The organism is Burkholderia pyrrocinia, from assembly GCF_001028665.1.
In the GTDB taxonomy this organism is placed as follows: domain Bacteria; phylum Pseudomonadota; class Gammaproteobacteria; order Burkholderiales; family Burkholderiaceae; genus Burkholderia; species Burkholderia pyrrocinia.
In genome coordinates, this window is the sequence record NZ_CP011504.1 from 2,554,401 (window position 1) to 2,571,315 (window position 16,915).

At 67.9% G+C, this 16,915-nt stretch carries 13 protein-coding genes and 1 pseudogene; 6 read left to right on the forward strand and 8 right to left on the reverse strand.

The annotated features are described in order from the left end of the window. Window positions 1-47: 47 nt before the first annotated feature. The 3 genes from ABD05_RS27465 to ABD05_RS27475 all read left to right on the forward strand — a co-directional run bounded on the left by ABD05_RS27465 (window position 48) and on the right by ABD05_RS27475 (window position 5,345). Window positions 48-962: a LysR family transcriptional regulator gene (locus ABD05_RS27465; protein WP_047903110.1), complete on the forward strand. Its 915-nt coding sequence runs from the start codon at window positions 48-50 to the stop codon at window positions 960-962. A gap of 508 nt (window positions 963-1,470) precedes the next feature. Further along, window positions 1,471-4,065, forward strand: a complete 2,595-nt coding sequence (gene mprF / locus ABD05_RS27470; protein ID WP_047903111.1) for a bifunctional lysylphosphatidylglycerol flippase/synthetase MprF — start codon at window positions 1,471-1,473, stop codon at window positions 4,063-4,065. Continuing rightward, on the forward strand, window positions 4,062-5,345 hold the full coding sequence (locus ABD05_RS27475) for a virulence factor family protein (RefSeq protein WP_047903112.1): 1,284 nt from the start codon (window positions 4,062-4,064) through the stop codon (window positions 5,343-5,345). The genes mprF and ABD05_RS27475 overlap by 4 nt, the downstream gene beginning before the upstream one ends. A 79-nt stretch (window positions 5,346-5,424) precedes the next feature. Here ABD05_RS27475 and ABD05_RS27480 read toward each other — a convergent pair whose 3' ends face one another. The 5 genes and pseudogenes from ABD05_RS27480 to ABD05_RS37965 all read right to left on the reverse strand — a co-directional run. Further along, window positions 5,425-5,868, reverse strand: a complete 444-nt coding sequence (locus ABD05_RS27480) for a DUF934 domain-containing protein (protein ID WP_047903113.1) — start codon at window positions 5,866-5,868, stop codon at window positions 5,425-5,427. Further along, window positions 5,865-7,649, reverse strand: a complete 1,785-nt coding sequence (locus ABD05_RS27485; RefSeq protein WP_047903114.1) for a nitrite/sulfite reductase — start codon at window positions 7,647-7,649, stop codon at window positions 5,865-5,867. The genes ABD05_RS27480 and ABD05_RS27485 overlap by 4 nt, the downstream gene beginning before the upstream one ends. Before the next feature lie 205 nt (window positions 7,650-7,854). Further along, entirely contained in the window at window positions 7,855-8,250 is a 396-nt protein-coding gene (locus tag ABD05_RS27490) for a hypothetical protein (RefSeq protein ID WP_047903115.1), read from the reverse strand. Window positions 8,251-8,356: 106 nt separating this feature from the next. Then, window positions 8,357-9,790 (reverse strand): aminotransferase-like domain-containing protein, encoded by a 1,434-nt coding sequence (locus tag ABD05_RS27495; protein WP_047903116.1) that lies wholly within the window; start codon window positions 9,788-9,790, stop codon window positions 8,357-8,359. A 106-nt stretch (window positions 9,791-9,896) separates the two neighbouring features. Then, window positions 9,897-10,085 (reverse strand): annotated as a pseudogene (locus ABD05_RS37965) (MFS transporter); the annotation flags it as partial. Window positions 10,086-10,420: 335 nt separating this feature from the next. Between ABD05_RS37965 and ABD05_RS27500 the strand changes: the two are divergent. Beyond that, complete coding sequence (locus ABD05_RS27500) at window positions 10,421-11,551, forward strand: extracellular solute-binding protein (protein ID WP_047903117.1); 1,131 nt, start codon at window positions 10,421-10,423, stop codon at window positions 11,549-11,551. Continuing rightward, a complete protein-coding gene (locus ABD05_RS27505; protein WP_047903118.1) occupies window positions 11,548-13,329 on the forward strand; it encodes a GGDEF domain-containing protein in 1,782 nt (593 codons plus the stop codon). The genes ABD05_RS27500 and ABD05_RS27505 overlap by 4 nt, the downstream gene beginning before the upstream one ends. 97 nt (window positions 13,330-13,426) lie before the next feature. On the opposite strand, the gene ABD05_RS27510 is transcribed toward ABD05_RS27505, so the two are convergent. The 3 genes from ABD05_RS27510 to ABD05_RS27520 form a co-directional block, all read right to left on the reverse strand. Then, window positions 13,427-13,726 (reverse strand): DUF4148 domain-containing protein, encoded by a 300-nt coding sequence (locus ABD05_RS27510; protein WP_047903119.1) that lies wholly within the window; start codon window positions 13,724-13,726, stop codon window positions 13,427-13,429. A 294-nt stretch (window positions 13,727-14,020) separates the two neighbouring features. Beyond that, complete coding sequence (locus ABD05_RS27515; protein WP_006478949.1) at window positions 14,021-14,278, reverse strand: hypothetical protein; 258 nt, start codon at window positions 14,276-14,278, stop codon at window positions 14,021-14,023. A gap of 53 nt (window positions 14,279-14,331) precedes the next feature. Further along, window positions 14,332-15,768, reverse strand: a complete 1,437-nt coding sequence (locus ABD05_RS27520) for a D-serine ammonia-lyase (protein ID WP_082146238.1) — start codon at window positions 15,766-15,768, stop codon at window positions 14,332-14,334. On the opposite strand from ABD05_RS27520, the gene ABD05_RS27525 reads away from it, so the two are divergent. Next, complete coding sequence (locus ABD05_RS27525) at window positions 15,767-16,717, forward strand: LysR substrate-binding domain-containing protein (RefSeq protein WP_047903121.1); 951 nt, start codon at window positions 15,767-15,769, stop codon at window positions 16,715-16,717. The two genes, ABD05_RS27520 and ABD05_RS27525, sit on opposite strands and share 2 nt — an antisense overlap. Window positions 16,718-16,915: the final 198 nt, after the last annotated feature.

The following is a 16,915-nucleotide window of genomic DNA, read 5'->3' on the forward strand; positions in this document are numbered from 1 at the left end:
TGGGAGAATCCGTATTCCGCTCGTAGGAGCTTCAAGTTTTTTTAATGATGGGCAGACGCGATCCGATGGCCGGGCTGCACGTGTTCATGACCGTCGCGACCGCCGGCAACTTCACGCGGGCGGCCGCCGCGCTCGGCCTGACGCCGGCTGCCGTCAGCCTCGCGATCGGGCAGCTCGAGGGCGAGCTGAACGTGAAGCTGTTCAATCGCAGCACACGCGGCGTGAGCCTGACGGAAGCCGGGCAGCGCTACTGGCAGCAGACGGAGCCCGCATACCGGCAGGTCATGCAGGCGCGCGGCGAGCTGAAGGACGCGCGCAGCGAGCCGAGCGGGCTGCTGCGCGTCACCGCGCTGCCGCTGGCGCGTACGCTCGTGATCGCGCCGATTCTTGCCGCGTTCCGCGAGCGCTATCCGAAAGTCCGGCTCGAGATCCGCTACGAGAACGAGCTGGTCGACATCGCGAAGGACGGCTTCGACGCGGGGATCCGGCTCGCCGACCGGCTGCAGCCGGGCATGATCGGCGTGCGGATCGCGCCGGCGTTGTCGTGTGCGCTCGTTGCGTCGCCCGGTTATCTGGCGCGGTACGGCGCGCCGGCGTCGATCGCGGAGCTCGAGCGTCATGCGTGCATCCGCTTCCGGTTTTCGGAGAGCGGGCGGTTGCATAAATGGCTGCTGCACGACGGGCGCCGCGACGTCGATCTCGATCCGGAAGGCGTGTTCGTGACGAACGATGCCGACGCGGTGATCGATGCGGCGCGCGCGGGTGTCGGGATCGCGTTTGCGTTCATGCGCGAACGGATCGAGCAGGACTTGCGCGACGGCACGCTCGTCGAGGTGCTGCCGGGCGCGTGCCGGACGTTGCCGCCGATGTGGCTGTATTACGTGAATCGCAAGCACGTGCCGGCGAAGCTGCGCGCGTTCATCGACGTGCTGCGCGAGCGGGCCGGCGCAGACTTGGTGTAATCCCGTCGCCCGACTGACGGCACCGATTCCTGTCGTTCGGCTTCCAGGTAACGACATGGCTTCGATGACGCTGATTGGATACGGAACCGCGACCCTTTACTGAGACGAACTGCATCCACCTTGACCCGACCCGTCTCCCATTACAAAACACCGCCACGGACTTGCCGTTTGTCCTCCACTGTGCGGCCGCATCCGGCAGATTTCTCCCAAATGCATCACAAGTCATTCATCCGATGAAAAAACCGCCCCGGTTCCCGGTATGATGCGCACCTTGCGTTGATCGGCCGCACGATTTTGATGCGATGTTTACGCGCCCCGCACGCCACAAAACCGCACAATGCGGACCTGAAAGATTCTGTAATATAAATTCCGTATACTCGTAAGTTCTGATCCAGGCGCCACCTGCCTCCGTCTTCGGCCGACCGCCCACGCAGAACAACCAGACCAGATATGTCGCCGCCGGGCCAACCCGCGCCGTGACTCGCTATGCACCACCACTGAACAACCTATGTCTTCCCGCCACCCTGGGTCGCCGGGCCGTGCCGCGGCGGCGATCGCCCGTGTCTCGGCGCTGGTTCGCAACGAGCGCGTGCTGTCGCCGCTGCTCGCATTCGGCATCGGCCTGCTGCTGATCGTGGTTTTCCAGCACCTGTCGGAATCCGTCGACTACCGGTCGGTGATCCGCCAGTTGCGCCACATGTCCACCGGCGAGTGGGGCGCGTCGCTGGCCGCGACGGCCCTCAGCTATCTCGCGCTCGTCGCGCGCGACGCGGTCGGCCTGCGCTATGTCGCCGCGAAGGTGCCGCGCGCCGCGCTGTGGATCGGCGCGATCGCCGGATCCGCGCTCGGCAACGCGACCGGTTTCGGCGCGTTGACGGGCGGTGCGGTCCGCGCACGCGTGTACGGCGTGTCGGGCGTCACGCCCGCGCAGATCGGCCGGATGACGGTGTTCACGAGCGGCACGCTGGCGCTCGCGATGGTGCTGATGACGGCGGTCGGCATGGTCTGCGTGCCGGAGGCGCTCGCCGCGATGCTGCACGTCGCGCCCGGCGTGCTCACGTGGAGCGGGGCGGCGCTGCTGGTGGTGCTGGCCGCGATGGTCGCGATGTGCGGCAACACCGCGCGCCCGGTCGTCACGCGCTTCAAGTGGCTGTCGTTCGACGTGCCGGCGCGGCGCGATCTCGTCATGCAGGTCGTCTATGCGGTGCTCGACGTCGTCGCGGCGGGCCTGACGCTGTGGGTATTGCTGCCGGCCGCACCGGTCGGCTTCCCGACCTTCATCACCGTGTACGCCGCCGCGCTGCTGCTCGGGATGATCGGCCATACGCCGGGCGGGATCGGCGTGTTCGAAGCCGCGATGGTCTTCACGCTCGGCCGCGAAGTGCCCGCGCATGCGATGGTCGCCGCGCTGATCGCGTATCGCGCGATCTACTTCGGCGTGCCGCTCGTGCTGTCGGCCGGCCTGCTGGCCGGTTTCGAGGGCCGTGCGCTGCGGCGCCGGCTCGTGACGCGGCAGGCCGTGCGCGTGTCGCAACTCGCGCCGCTGTTCCTGAGCCTCGTGACGTTCGCGGTCGGCAGCATGCTGGTGATCTCGAGCGCGACGCCCGCGTTCTGGCACCGGATCGCGATCCTGCGCCATCTCGTGCCGCTGTGGGTGCTCGAAGGCTCGCAGGTGATCTGCAGCGTGCTCGGCGTCGCGCTGCTGTTCGTCGCGCGCGGGCTGCTGCGCCGCCTCGACGGCGCTTGGTGGATGACCTTCGCATTGACGCTCGCGAGCCTCGCACTGTCGCTGGCCAAGGGCCTCGCGTTCGTCGAGGCCGGCGTGCTCGGCACGCTGCTGGTGCTGCTGCTCGTCAGCCGCCGCCGCTTCAACCGCCATTCGTCGCTGCTCGCCGAGCGCTTCACGGTGAGCTGGTTCGTGTCGGTGACGATGGTGCTGATGCTGGCCGTGTGGGTGCTGTTCTTCGCGTTCCGCGACGTGCCGTACACGCGCGAGCTGTGGTCGCATTTCTCGTTCGACGCGCGCGCGCCGCGTGCGCTGCGCGCGACGCTCGCGGCCGGCGTGTTCGTCGCGATGTTCGCGCTGTGGCAACTGCTGCGCCCGGCGCCCGGCCGTTTCGTGAAGCCCGTGCCGCAGGACCTGTTCGACGCAGAACGGATCATCCGCGCGCAGGAGTGCAGCGATGCGGGCCTCGCGCTGATGGGCGACAAGTCGTTCCTGTTCTCTGAATCGCGCCAGGCGTTCCTGATGTACGCGAAGTACGGCCGCACGTGGGCCGCGCTGCACGACCCGGTCGGGCCGCGCGAAGAATGGCCGGCGCTGATCGGCAAGTTCATTGCGCTCGCGCATGCGCACAGTGGCCGCGCGGCGTTCTACCAGGTGCGCGCGAACGCGCTGCCGCTGTATCTCGACGCGGGGCTCACGCTGATGAAGCTCGGCGAGGAAGCGCATATCGCGCTCGACCAGTTCGACCTGAAGGGCTCGAATCGCTCGCACCTGCGCTACGCGCTGCGCCGCGGCGACAAGGACGCGCTGACGGTCGAGGTGATCGCGCCGGGCGACGTGCCGGTCGCGCTGCCGGCGCTGCGCGACATCTCCGACGGCTGGCTCGACAGCCGCGACGCGCGCGAGAAGAGCTTCTCGGTTGCCGCGTTCCACGACGGCTATCTCGCGACGCAGTCGGTGATGCTCGTGCGGCAGGCCGACAAGCCGATCGCGTTCGTCACGTTCATGACGACCGACCTCAACACCGAGGCGACGGTCGGCGTGATGCGCCATCTGCCGGACGCGTCGCCGTACGCGATGGAGTATCTGTTTACGCAGCTCGCGCTGCATCTGAAGGAAGCGGGTTTCCGCAAGCTGAGCCTGGGCATCGCGCCGTTCTCGGGGATGGGGGCGGCGAAGATGCCGTCGCCGTGGCACCGGTTCGGGCTGATGGTCTGGCGCTTCGGCGGCCGCTTCTACAACTTCCGCGGCTTGCGCGCATTCAAGAGCAAGTTCGAACCGCACTGGGAGCCGCGTTACCTCGCGGCCTCGGGCTCGGTCGGCGTGTTCGTCACGCTTGCGGATCTGTCATTGCTGGCTGGAGGTCGGCGTTCATGATGTTGAAGAACAGAATCGCGCGGGCGGCAGCCGCCTGCGCGGGAATGATGCTGGCCGGCGTCGCGTGCGCGACGCAGCCGGTCGCAGTGAAGGCCGAAACCGTGTCGGGCGGCCGCTACGGGCCCGTTACCGTGACCAAGCCGAGCGGGCCGCTGCGCGGCTTCGTCGTGCTGTTCTCGCGTGAGGCCGGCTGGAATGCCGCCGATCAGCAGGCCGCCGACGCACTCGCGAAGGCCGGTGCGATGACGGTCGGCGTCGATTCCGAACGCTATGCGAAGAACCTCGCCGCGAAGCAGGAGACCTGCCACCACCTCGACGGCGACGCCGAGGCGGTCAGCCACCAGCTCGAACGCCTCGCGCAGTCGTCGCGCTATTTCACGCCGATCGTCGCGGGCGTGGGCCAGGGCGGCGCGATCGCGAAGCAGATCCTGTCGATGGCGCCGGAGAACACGATCGCCGGCGTCGTATCGGTCAACCCGACCGCGAAGCTCGATCCGCGCTTCAAGCCGTGCCCGCCCGATCCGACGATCGTGCGCCGCGCGATGCCCGGCTTCGTTGAAACGGCCGCCGCGGGCGACACCACGAAGCTCGTGTCGCTCGTCACGTCGCACCTGCGGGACAACAGCAGCAGCGGCGACGAACTCGACGTGTCGGACCTGCCGCTCGTCGAGCTGCCGGCCAAGGGCGGCAGCGACCGGCTCGCGATCGTGATCTCGGGCGACGGCGGCTGGCGCGATCTCGACAAGACGATCGCCGAGGCGCTGCAGCGCGACGGCGTGTCGGTGGTCGGTATCGACAGCCTGCGCTATTTCTGGAGCGAGAAGCCGCCCGCGCAGGTGAGCCGCGATCTCGCACGCGTGATGCGCACCTACATGGCGCGCTGGCACGCGAACCGCGTCGCGCTGGTCGGCTATTCGTTCGGCGCCGACGTGATGCCGTTCGCGTACAACCGGCTGCCGGCCGACCTGCGCGACAAGGTCGCGGTGATGTCGCTGCTCGGCTTCGCGCCGTCCGCCGATTTCCAGATCCGCGTGACGGGCTGGCTCGGCATGCCCGCGAGCGACAACGCGCTGAAGGTCGCGCCGGAAATCGCGAAGGTGCCGCCGCAGCTCGTGCAGTGCTTCTATGGCGCGGAAGAGAAGGACACGATGTGCCCGGCACTCGCGAACACGGGCGCCGACGTGATCAAGACGCAGGGCGATCACCATTTCGGCCGCGACTACATCGCGCTCGAGAAGAAGATCCTCGGCGGGTTCGGCAAGCCGGTGGCGGCGCGCTGAACGAAGGCGCCCGCTTCGCGGCGGGCGCTGGCCGGTTTGCTTCCGGTTCATCGTACGGGCGGCCATCGTGCCGCCCGTTTCATTTCCCGGCTGGCGTTGCCGTGTCGTGCGGCGGCGTTGCCGTTCTCGCATCGCGCTGATAGAAGCCCGGAAACCGGTCGAGCTGCCGCCGCGCGGCCGCTAAATCCGTGTCGTCGCCGAGCACCGCGCTCGAAAACCCCGTGCGCTCCATCAGCAGCAACTGGTCGACCAGCACGTCGCCGGTCGCGCGCAGGTCACCGGCAAAGCCGAAGCGCTTGCGCAGCAGGTACGCCTGGCTGTACGCACGACCGTCGGTGAACGACGGGAACTGCAGGTCGATGCGTGCAGCCTGCGCGATCCGTGCGGCGAGCGGCGGCAGTTCCTCGTCGTTGCCGATCGTCAGCGTCGCGTCGTCGTGCTGCTGCGTGTCGCCCGCGTGTTCGGCCGGCGTCAGCAACCGGATGCGTGCGTTCGTGCTTGCGTTGTCGCTGGCTTGCGTCATGCGTGCTCCGCCTGGTGGCGCGCGTCGTTCGCGGCGGCCTTGAAGGGTTCCGCGCCGATGCGGCGCACCGTGTCGATGAATCGTTCGCTGCGGCCGTCCGCATCGATCCGCGCATCGAGATACGCGTTGACGATCGCGTCGACGACGTCGACGATCTCGTCCGCCGAGAATGACGGGCCGATCACCTTGCCCGGCCGCGCGGGGCCGCTCGCGGTCGAGCCGTCCGACCCGCCGAGCGTCACCTGGTACCACTCCGCGCCGTCCTTGTCGACGCCGAGGATGCCGAGATGGCCACTGTGATGGTGGCCGCACGAGTTGATGCAGCCGCTGATGTGCAGGTCGATGTCGCCGACGTCGTGCAGCAGGTCGAGATCCTGGAAGCGCTCGGCGATCGCATCGGCGATCGGGATCGAGCGCGCGTTCGCGAGCGCGCAGAAGTCGCCGCCCGGGCACGCGATCATGTCCGTCAGCAGCCCGACGTTCGCGCTGGCGAGACCGATTGCGCGTGCGTTTTCCCACAGCAGGAACAGGTCGTCGACGTGTACCCACGGCAGCACGACGTTCTGCGTATGCGTGACGCGCGCCTCGCCGGCCGAGTAGCGGTCGGCGAGATCGGCAAGCGCGTCGAGCTGGTCCGGCGACGCATCGCCGGGTGCCTGCAGGCGGCGCTTGAACGACAGCGTGACGATGCGCAGCGCCGGGTCGCGGTGCGCGGCGACATTGCGTGCGAGCCAGCGGGCGAATGCGGGATGACGGCTTGCCTGCGCGGACATGCGTGCAATCGCGTCGTGCAGGTCGAGCGTGCGCGGCTCGAGCCGCGGCGGGACGAACGATGCGGCGACGCGATCGAATTCGGCCTGAGGAATCGTGTGCGGGCCGCCGTCATGGCCGACGATCTGGCGGAACTCCTCCTCGACGTCGTCGATGTAGCGTTGCCCCTCGGTCTTGACGAGGATCTTGATCCGCGCCTTGTACTTGTTGTCGCGCCGCCCGTAGCGGTTGTACACGCGGACGATCGCCTCGATGTAGTTCATCACGTGCCGCCAGGGCAGGAACGCGCGCAGCTGCGTCGCGATCATCGGCGTGCGGCCCATTCCGCCGCCGACGCTCACGCGAAAGCCGAGCTCGCCCGTGTCGTCGCGCACGAGCTTCAGCCCGACGTCGTGCCAGTCGGTCGCCGCGCGGTCTTCGGCCGCGCCGGTGATCGCGATCTTGAACTTGCGCGGCAGGAACGCGAATTCGGGGTGCAGCGTCGTCCACTGGCGCATCACTTCGGCGAACGGGCGCGGATCGGCGATCTCGTCCGGCGCGACGCCCGCGCGCTCGTCGCACGAGATATTGCGGATGCAGTTGCCGCTCGTCTGGATGCCGTGCATGTCGACGGTCGCGAGCAGGTCCATCACGTCGGCCGCCTTCGCGAGCGGAATCCAGTTGAACTGCACGTTGGTGCGCGTCGTGAAGTGCGCGCTGCGGGTCGGCAGGCGCAGCGTGCCGAGCAGCGCCTGCGCGTCGCTCGCGGCGCGGTAGGTGGCGTCGTCGGGCACGTCGTAGTCGCGCGCGATCCGCGCAAGCACGCGAAGCTGCGCGCTCGACAGCTCGCCGTACGGCACGGCGACGCGCAGCATCGGCGCGTGGCGTTGCACATACCAGCCGTTCTGCAGGCGCAGCGGCCGGAACGCGTCTTCGCTCAGCGTGCCGTGCTGCCAGCGTTCGAGCTGGTCGCGAAACTGGGCGGCGCGGCTCAGCACGAGCGCCCGGTCGAAATCGGTATATCGATACATGACGTGATACGCGAGAGGAGCCGCGGCGCGGCATGCGCACGGCTCGAAGGGGCGTTGCGACGGATGTCGGGCAACGGAAGACAGCGTAGGGAACGCGGTGCGGCGGGACAAGCAGCAGATCGGGACGAAAAGGGCGCAGCAGATGGCGGACGCGGCGCCGGCGCGGGCCGGGCATGCGTGCATGCCCGTGGCCGGTTGAGGTGTCTTATGCGTCGGCGTCGACGACGAGCGCCGGATCGAGCGCGCGGATGCGCTGGTCGATGAAGTAGCCGCCGCCTTCCTGATAGCGCAGGAACAGGCGGCCGCACGAGCGGCAGCGGCTCACGTTGCAGCGGTTGTACGGGAAATGACGCAGCGCGATCGGCGCGTCGTCCGACGCGTAGCGCGTACCCGTCGGATGATGTTCCGCATAGGTCGGCTCCGCATCGCCGGGCGGCGCGAGCGTGCCCACTTCGATCAGTTGCGTGTCCTGCAGCGACAGCGGCAGGCTCGTCCAGCCGGCGAGCGAGGTCTTCGTGCACGTGCACGGCTGCGTGACGTGTGCTGCTTCGTCCGTCAGTTTCAACAGCGCGTCGTGATCGAGGTAGGGCAGTTGGCTCATGGAAAATCGTGAAGAGGCGGTGAGATCGGCAATGTAACCCGCGCGCGGATTGGCTGCATGGTCGTGGCCCGTGCGTTAGCGGCGCGCATCGTGCCCAGCGTGCGCATTAACCGCCCTTGCGCACCGACGGCTGCGCGACCAGCTCGCCAAGCACGCGGATCGCGCGTTCGATGTCGCGGCTCCACGGATGGCCGAAGTTTACGCGCACGCAGCGCTCGAAGCCGTGCGCGGCCGAAAACAGCGGCCCCGGCGCGAAGCTGATCCCGCGCGCGATCGCCTGGCGATGCAGTTCCATCGCGTCGATCGCGTCGGGGAACGCGAGCCACAGGAAATACCCGCCTTCGGGCCGCACCCACTCGACGCCGGCAGGCAGCCAGCGCCGCAGCGCGTCGTCCATCCGGTCGAGCTGCGAGTGCAGCGCCCCGCGCAGCTTGCGCAGATGGCGATCGTAACCGCCGTGCTCAAGATAGTTCGCGATGCCGACCTGCGCGGGAATGCTCGCCGACAGCGTCGTCATCAGCTTGAGCCGCTGCACCTTCTCCGCGAACCGGCCGGCGGCGGCCCAGCCGATCCGGTAGCCGGGCGCGAGCGTCTTCGAGAACGAACTGCAGTGCATCACGAGGCCATGCCGGTCGAACGCGCGCGCGGGCAGCGGATAGTCCGGGCCGAAATGCAGCTCGCCGTAGACGTCGTCCTCGATCAGCGGCACTTCGCGCGCCGCCAGCATGTCGACGAGCGCGCGCTTTTTTTCGGCGGACAGCGTGACGCCGGTCGGATTCTGGAAATTGGTCATGAACCAGCACGCGCGGATGTCGTGCCGGTCGAGCGCGTTCGCGAGCGCATCGAGATCGAGGCCCGTGCGCGGATCGACGGGAATCTCGACCGCGCGCAGGTCGAGCCGCTCGATCGCCTGCAGCGCCGCATAAAAACCGGGCGCTTCGACGGCGACGACGTCGCCGGGCCGCGTGACGGCCATCAGGCACAGGTTCAGCGCTTCGAGCGCGCCGTTCGTGACGACGATCTCGTCGATCGGCTGGGACACGCCCGTCGCGAGATAGCGCCGCGCGATCTGCTGGCGCAGCGCCTCGTTGCCGGGCGGCAGGTCGACGACCGTGCTCCACGGGCTCACGAGCCGCGTGGCCTGCGCGAGCGACTTCGCGAGGCGCGGCAGCGGAAACAGTTGCGGCGACGGGAACGCGGAACCGAGCGGCACGATGCCGGGCTGCGTGGCGGCGTCGAGGACGGAGAACACGAGGTCGCTGATGTCCACCTTGCGCGATGCGCCGGCACGGCTCGCGCGGCGCTTCGCGGCCGGGCCTGCCTGCGGTGTTGCGCCCGGCGCGACGTAGTAGCCCGAGCGTTCGCGCGCGCGGATCAGCCCCCACTGTTCGAGCTGGTAGTACGCGCGAAACACCGTCGACTGGCTCACGCCATGCTGCGCGATGATCTGCCGCAGCGACGGCAGGCGCGTGCCGACCGCGAGGTTGCCGTTGCGGATATCGTCGGCGATCGTGTGGGCGAGGGTTTCGTAGCGTTTCATCGGCGTGGACGGGGCGCGCCGTCGCCGCGCGTGGGCCGGAGTGGCGCCGCGCCGGCGGGCGCGGGCCATTGTCCGATGCGCGGCCCGAAAAGGAAAGCGCGGGCGGCGCGGCGACGGTTCGTCGGCCGCGCCGGGGCAGGCTGTCCGACACATATCCGCGGAGCCAGCCGCCGGGAATCGCGAGCAGCGCGGGCAGCATGCCCCACGTGCCGAGCGACGCGAGCGAGAAGCCGCGCGACTGCAGCAGGTAACTCGGAAACCACGTGATGAAGAAGCAGATCGAGAAGTTCACGCAGGCGTGGCGTTGACGGTCATTCCCGCGGACGGAGGCGGACCGGCGCAATCGGCGTCGACGGTCGCAGGTGCGCGTGCGACGCATGCGGTGCGTCGTCATCGCAATCGTCATCGCAATGCGAACCGGCCAGCGTCCGGCAACGCGCTTTCATCCGATCATTCGTCGCCCGACTAACCGCGTTCTTGCGCCCGCATCGATTCCGGATCGACTCCGAGCCGGGCACGTCGCCGTCGGCATGCGCGACGCCTGCCGCGTGCGGCTATTTCCAATTGCGCGCCAATACTTTTTATGGTTTCGTTGCGTGATATCGCATCGACTCGAAAAAGGATAGTCGAATGCAGCCGGGCGATTCATACGGGGTCCGATTGATCAGGGGAATCGGCGCGCGTGCGTGCGCACGCGGCGCCGTGCGCAGGCTGTTCGTCATATTGATACTGGGCTTGCTTGCGCCCGACCTGTCGGCCTTCGCCGACTCTCCCGAAACCGTTTACGACAACGTGCTGCGCGTGCTGGCATGGCCAGGCTATGCGGATCGCGATGTCGTCAGCGCATTCGAGGCGCAGTTTCATGTGCGTGTCGAAGTGACGTTCGTCGATTCCGACGAAGCGCTGTGGACGCGGATGCACAGCGCGGCGCCGCCGCCGTATGACTTGCTGGCCGCGAACACGGCCGAGATCCAGCGTTACGCGCACGAACGTCTGCTCGCGCCGATCGACCTGGCGCGCATCCCGAACCGGCGGCGGCAGTTGCCGAACTTCCAGCAGCTCGCGACGATCGGCGGGCTCGTGCAGGACGGCGCGACCTACGCGATCCCGTTCACGTATTCGTCGATGGGGCTGATCTACGACCGCAAGCAGGTTCCTTCCGCGCCGCGCTCGATGCGCGAGCTGTGGAATCCGCGCTACCGCGGCAAGGTGCTCGACTTCAACAGCGCGCAGCACAATTTCTCGTTCACGGCGCTGGCGCTCGGGTATCCCGATCCGTTTCGCCTGTCGCCCGCGCAGACGCTCGACGTCGCGCGCAAGCTGATCGACCTGCGCCGCAACCTGCTGACGTACTACACGCTTCCTGAAGAGGCGACTGCGCTGTTCGTCCAGCATCGCGCGGCGCTGATGTTCGGCAACTACGGCACGCAGCAGGTCGAGCTGCTGCGTCGCGCCGGCGCGGACGTCGGCTACGTGATCCCGGACGAAGGCGCGCTTGCATGGCTCGATTGCTGGGCCGTCACGCGCGGCGCGCAACATCCCGAACTTGCGTTCGCGTGGATCAACTACATGCTCGAACCGGCGATCGGCGCGTTGCTGACCGAGCGCCAGGGGCTCGCGAACACGCTCGAGCCGCCGCTCGGGCTCGATGCCGGGCACCAGCATCTCGTGTGGCTGCAGCCCGTCGAGGACATTGCGCGGCGCGAATCGCTGTGGGGCCGCATCGTGTCGGGCGACCGTCCGGAGCAATTCGAAAAATGATCCGGCTCGGGCTCACGTCGAAGCTGTCGGTGCTGTTCGCATGCATCGGCGTGATCGCGTCCGGCACGACCGGCTATTACACGTATCGCGCGAACCGCACGATGCTGGTGCAGGAAGCGCAGCACAGCCTGCTGATGTCGACGCAACTGCTCGGGCAGCGCTTCACGACCGCGCTGTCCGACGTCGCCGACGATGCGCTCGTGCTCGCGCAGTTGCCGTCGTCCCCGCTCGTCGCGGGCAGCGACAATCCGGACAGCGCGCGACGCAAGCGGCTCGAGCAGGTGTATTACAGCTTCATGAGAAATCATCAGGAATACCTGCAGATTCGCCTGATCGCGAGCGGGAAATTCGGGCTCGAACGCATTCGCGTCGATCGCGACGCGCGCGGCATCGTCGTGATGCCGGAAAGCGTGTTCCAGGAAAAAGGACAGTTTTCCTACGTATTCGATACGCTCGCGACGGCGCCCGGCCATATCTACCTGTCGCCGATCGCGATCAACCACGAGACGGGTTCGCACGCGGCCGAAGGGCTGCCGATCCTGCGTGTGGGCACGCCCGTCATCGACGCGTCGGGCCAGACGGTCGGCGCGCTTGTCGTCGACGTCGAGCTGTCGCGCGTGTTCGACCGGCTCGAACGCGATCTGCCGGAAGACTATGCGGTGTATCTCGCGAACGAGTGGGGCGATTTCCTCTTGCATCCCGATCCATCGCAGGCGTTCGGCTTCGATCGCGGCCGGCGCGTGCTGATGCAGGACCGCTTTGCCGTCACGCGCGAGCTGTTCGACAGTGCGCGCACGAACGTGACGCTCAATGGCCTCGAGCAGCCCGACGAGGCGCCGGGACAGATGTTCGCGTTCGCACGCACGCCGTTCGGGCACGACGAGGGCAACCGCTTCGTCGTGCTCGGGATGGCGCGTCCGCTTGCGGACGTGCTGGCGCCGGCCAGCATGCTCGGCGAACGGATCGTCCGGATGGTGCTCGTGTCGAGCCTGCTGGCGGTGATTCTCGCGATCCTGTTCGCGCGTGCGATCACGCGGCCGCTGCAGACGCTCGCGCGCGCCGCGACGCACGTGTTCGACGATCCGGCCGCCGAACGGCTGCCGGTCGGGCGTGCCGACGAGATCGGCGTGCTCGCGCGCTGTTTCGACTGCATGCGCGTCGAGATCCGCACGCAGGTCGCGATGCTGCGCGCGAAGCAGCTCGAACTCACGCACCTTGCCGGCCACGATCCGTTGACCGCGCTGCCGAACCGTCTGCTGTTCATGGAGCATCTCGATGCCGCGATCCGGCATGCGGCGGCGGTGCGCGAAGGGCTGGCCGTGATGTTCGTCGATCTCGACCGCTTCAAGCAGATCAACGACCAGCACGGGCACTCGGCCGGCGACCGCACGCTCGTCGCGGTCGCGAAGCGCCTGAGCCTCGTGCTGCGCAGCGGCGACATGGTCGCGCGGCTCGGCGGCGACGAATTCATCGTGCTGATTTCGGACGTGCGGTCACCGGAGGTGATCGACGACGTCGCGTCGCGCATCCAGATCGTGATGGCCGAGGAACTGGAGTTCGGCGACCGGCGTGTGGCCGTCGGGGCGAGCATCGGCGTCAGCGAGTTTCCGGCCGACGGCGCATCGGCCGAGGAACTGCTCGTCAAGGCCGACGCGGCGATGTACGCGGCGAAGGCGTCCGCACTGTGCGCGTGCGTGCGCTATCAGGACCTGGTCGGCGGCGCCGCCGCGCCGGACGAGGCCGGCGCCGGCCGCGTCGCGTCGGGCGGCAGCCGGTGACGGCCGGCCGGTAAAACACGCGATGCAAACGCAACGAGCCCGTCGCGGACGGGCTCGTTGCATGTACGGACTGCGCGCGGGGCGCGCAGCGGCAGGCTCAGTGACCGAAGTAGACCGAGTCGCGCGGGCTTTGCACCTTGGCGGCCGGTGCGCCACCCTGGACGGTCGCGGCCGGTTGCGCACCGTAGCCGGTATTGTCGGCGGCGTGCACGCGGGCTTGCGCGGCCTGGATGTCGGCCGGGTAGTACGGGCTCGACTGGCTCGGCTTGTAGCCGGCTGCTTCAAGCTGGACCAGTTCGTCGCGCACCTGGGCGCGGGTCACGGTGCTTTGGGCGAATGCGCCGAACGAGGCGGACAGGGCAACAGCGGCAACGACTGCGGAAACGAGCGATTTCATGATGACCTCCGATGTTTGTGTTGGCTTTCCGCGTTCGACACCATGTCGTAAGCGGTTGATTACATCGTAGGCGTCGGTCGATCTAGGGTAAACGTGGATTTCGACGAAAGATCGTTGTCGCTGAGGTAATAATCCCGGGACAAATTCCTTCTGTCCCTATTCGGTATTGCCGGATTTGCAAGGGCGCGGTGGTGCGGGCGGGTGTCGCGGACGGGCGGGCGCCCGGTGGCGACGGGGGAGACGGGGGAGACGGTGGACGTGGAGGTGGCGCGGGCGGGCCGCGGTGCGGCCGGATCAGACGCCGTCGTCGTCGATTTCCTTGCGCTCGCGGCGTTCCTCGTTGCCGCGGCGCGCGCGCAGGCGCTGGCGCGACAGGACGGCGATCACCTGCTGGGTCGGCGCGCCGGACGGCAGTTCGTTGCGGATGCGATCGGGCACCATCGGCAGGCCCGCACGCTGCCGGCGCAGCGCCTTTGCGATTGCCCGGCGGCATTCGTCCCCGTGGCAATCCCATTCATCGCGGATTCTCTGGCAATAACGGCATTGTTCCATCGGGACAGTCTAACGCGTCTTCGGGAACCGGGCAGGGCGCGGGGCCGAACGCGTCACGCGCCGGGCGCGGCGCCGGCGAGCGCTTGCGCATGCGACTGGAAGCGGCGGTGCTCTTCCGGCGGAACGAGCGAGCCGCCCGTCGCCCAGATGACGTGCGTCGACCGGCGCAGGTCGATCGCGTGGCGACGCACGTAGTCGCGGCCGGCGGCCGACCGCGTCAGCCAGCCGGGCCCGCCGACGGCAGCGGCGGCCGACGGCTCCAGTTCCACGCCGGTGGTGCGCCGGACCGCGAGCAGTTGCGCGTAGAGCTGCTCGTCGCTGACGGTGAACACGCCCGACAATTGCGATGCCATCAGCGGACTGACGAGATGCGATGCCTGCGCGACCGCCAGGCCGTCGGCCTCGGTCCGGTTGTCGAGCCCCACGTCGTAGACGGACACCGGCTTGTCGACCCCGGCGGCAAGCTGGACCAGCATGCACGGCGAAGCAACGGGCTCCGCGAAAAAGCAGTGCACGTGCTTGCCGAACAGCGCGCCGAGGCCATAGGCGATGCCGCCCGGCGCACCGCCGACCCCGCACGGGATGTGGACGAAGAGCGGATGCGCCGCGTCCACGATGCGACCCGACGCGGCGAGCTGCGCAGCGAGATGGCGGGCGCTTGCGGCATAGCCCAGGAACAGCATCAGCGAGCCTTCGTCGTCGACGAAATGGCAGCGCGGGTGATTGCGCGCCTGCGATCGTCCGGCCGCGACGGCTTGCGCATAGTCGCCGTCGTGCTCGACGACGCGAACGCCGCGTTTTCTCAGGCGCTCCTTCTTCCATGACTTCGCGTCGGTCGACATGTGAACGACCGATTCGAACCCCAGCGCGGCGGCGATCACACCGATGCTCAAGCCGAGATTGCCGGTGCTGCCGACGATGACGGTGTGCGCGGCAAACAGCGCGCGTGCGGCGGCCGACGCGAGGATCCGCCGGTCCCCCGCCGGTTCGAGCAGCCCGTGTTCGATCGCGATCGACTCCGCGAGCGCCAGCACTTCATGAAAGCCGCCGCGCGCCTTGATCGAACCGGCGACCGGCAGTGCGTCATCGCGTTTGATGAACCAGGCGCCGTGCGCGTCGGCCGGGTGCGACAACGCGTGCTGCAAGTCATCGGCCGGCATCAACGGCGACTCGATTTTTCCCGCGGTTGCCGAGAGCTCGGGAAACAGTTCGGCCATCAGCGGCTCGCATCGCGCCAGCCTCGCTTCCGCCATTGCAATGGCGTCGAACGACGGCGCGTCCTGCGGCAACGGGCTGCCGGCATGGGGGTTCAGCCACAGCAATGGGCGACGGGATTGCAGTTCGGCTAATAGGTCGGCGGGTAGGAGCGTGGTGGTCACGGATCGGCCTCGGTGTCGTTTAACAGAATAGTGACGGGCAATGCTACGATTCCGTCGGACGGCGCGAAAGCGCCGATTTCTAATGGAAGCATTAGCCTGGCTTATATCCATGCGACTGGACGGTTCGATTCTCGGTGCGTTGCTCTGCTTTGAAACCGCAGGCCGACTGCTGAGCTTCACGAAGACGGCACAGGCGTTCAACCTGACTCAAAGCGCCGTGAGCCAGCAGATCCGGCACCTGGAGGACCGGCTCGGCTATCCGCTGTTCGTGCGTCAGGCGCGCGGGCTGAAGTTGACGGAGAAAGGCGCGATCCTGCTCGGGACGATGTCGGGCGCGCTCGGCGACATCAATCGCACGCTTCAGGCGCTCGGGATGCCGAACGCGCCGCTGCAGGTGAGTTGTCTGCCGTCGCTTGCGCTGCAATGGCTGATGCCGCGCCTGTCCGAGTTTCACCGGCAACAGCCGAACGTGTCGGTTCGCGTGAAAGCCGAGTTCCAGTTACTGGACCGGCAGGCGATGGAAACTGACGACATCGACGTGGCGGTGCGCTACGACCCGGTGCAATACAGCCGGCTGCATGCCGATGCGATCCTCGACGAAACCCTGTTTCCGGTCGCGACGCCTGCGTATCTGGCGCAGCATCCGTCGTTCGCCAGCGGGGAATCGCTCGACGGCGTCGTGCTGCTGCACGACGCCGCGCCGTGGGTCGGCGCGCCCGAGTTCGTGGAGTGGCGCACGTGGCTGCACGAGGTCCGTCCGGCGTGGATCGCGCATCTGGACGGCCCGCAGTTCAATTTCTCCAGCCTGGCGATCACGGCCGCGCTGAACCACCAGGGCGTCGCGATGGGCCGCGCAGCGCTGGTGCATGACGAGATCCTGAGCGGACGGCTGGTCGACGTGTTCGGCACGCACGTGCGCGCGCCGGCGCGCTACATGCTGCTGTCGCGCAATCCCGACGATCCGCGTACCGCGGCCTTTTCGGACTGGCTCAAGGCCGAGTGCGCGCGCTTCGACGAAGCCCGGTCGCAATGGCTTTCGAGCGGGAATGGATACCGGTGACCGAGGTTGCTTCGATTGCGCGGTGTTTTCGTTGCGGAAGGTTCGACGACGGCCAGTTGAATGGGACTGCGAAGCAATCGGGTGACCAGTGTTGCCTGAAACTACAATTCCCCATCGTTCTCCATACGGATTCCTTGCGGATGAACGGGGCGGGAGCGGCTTACCTGAGCGACCAGATTCCCCAGATGGCGATCAACA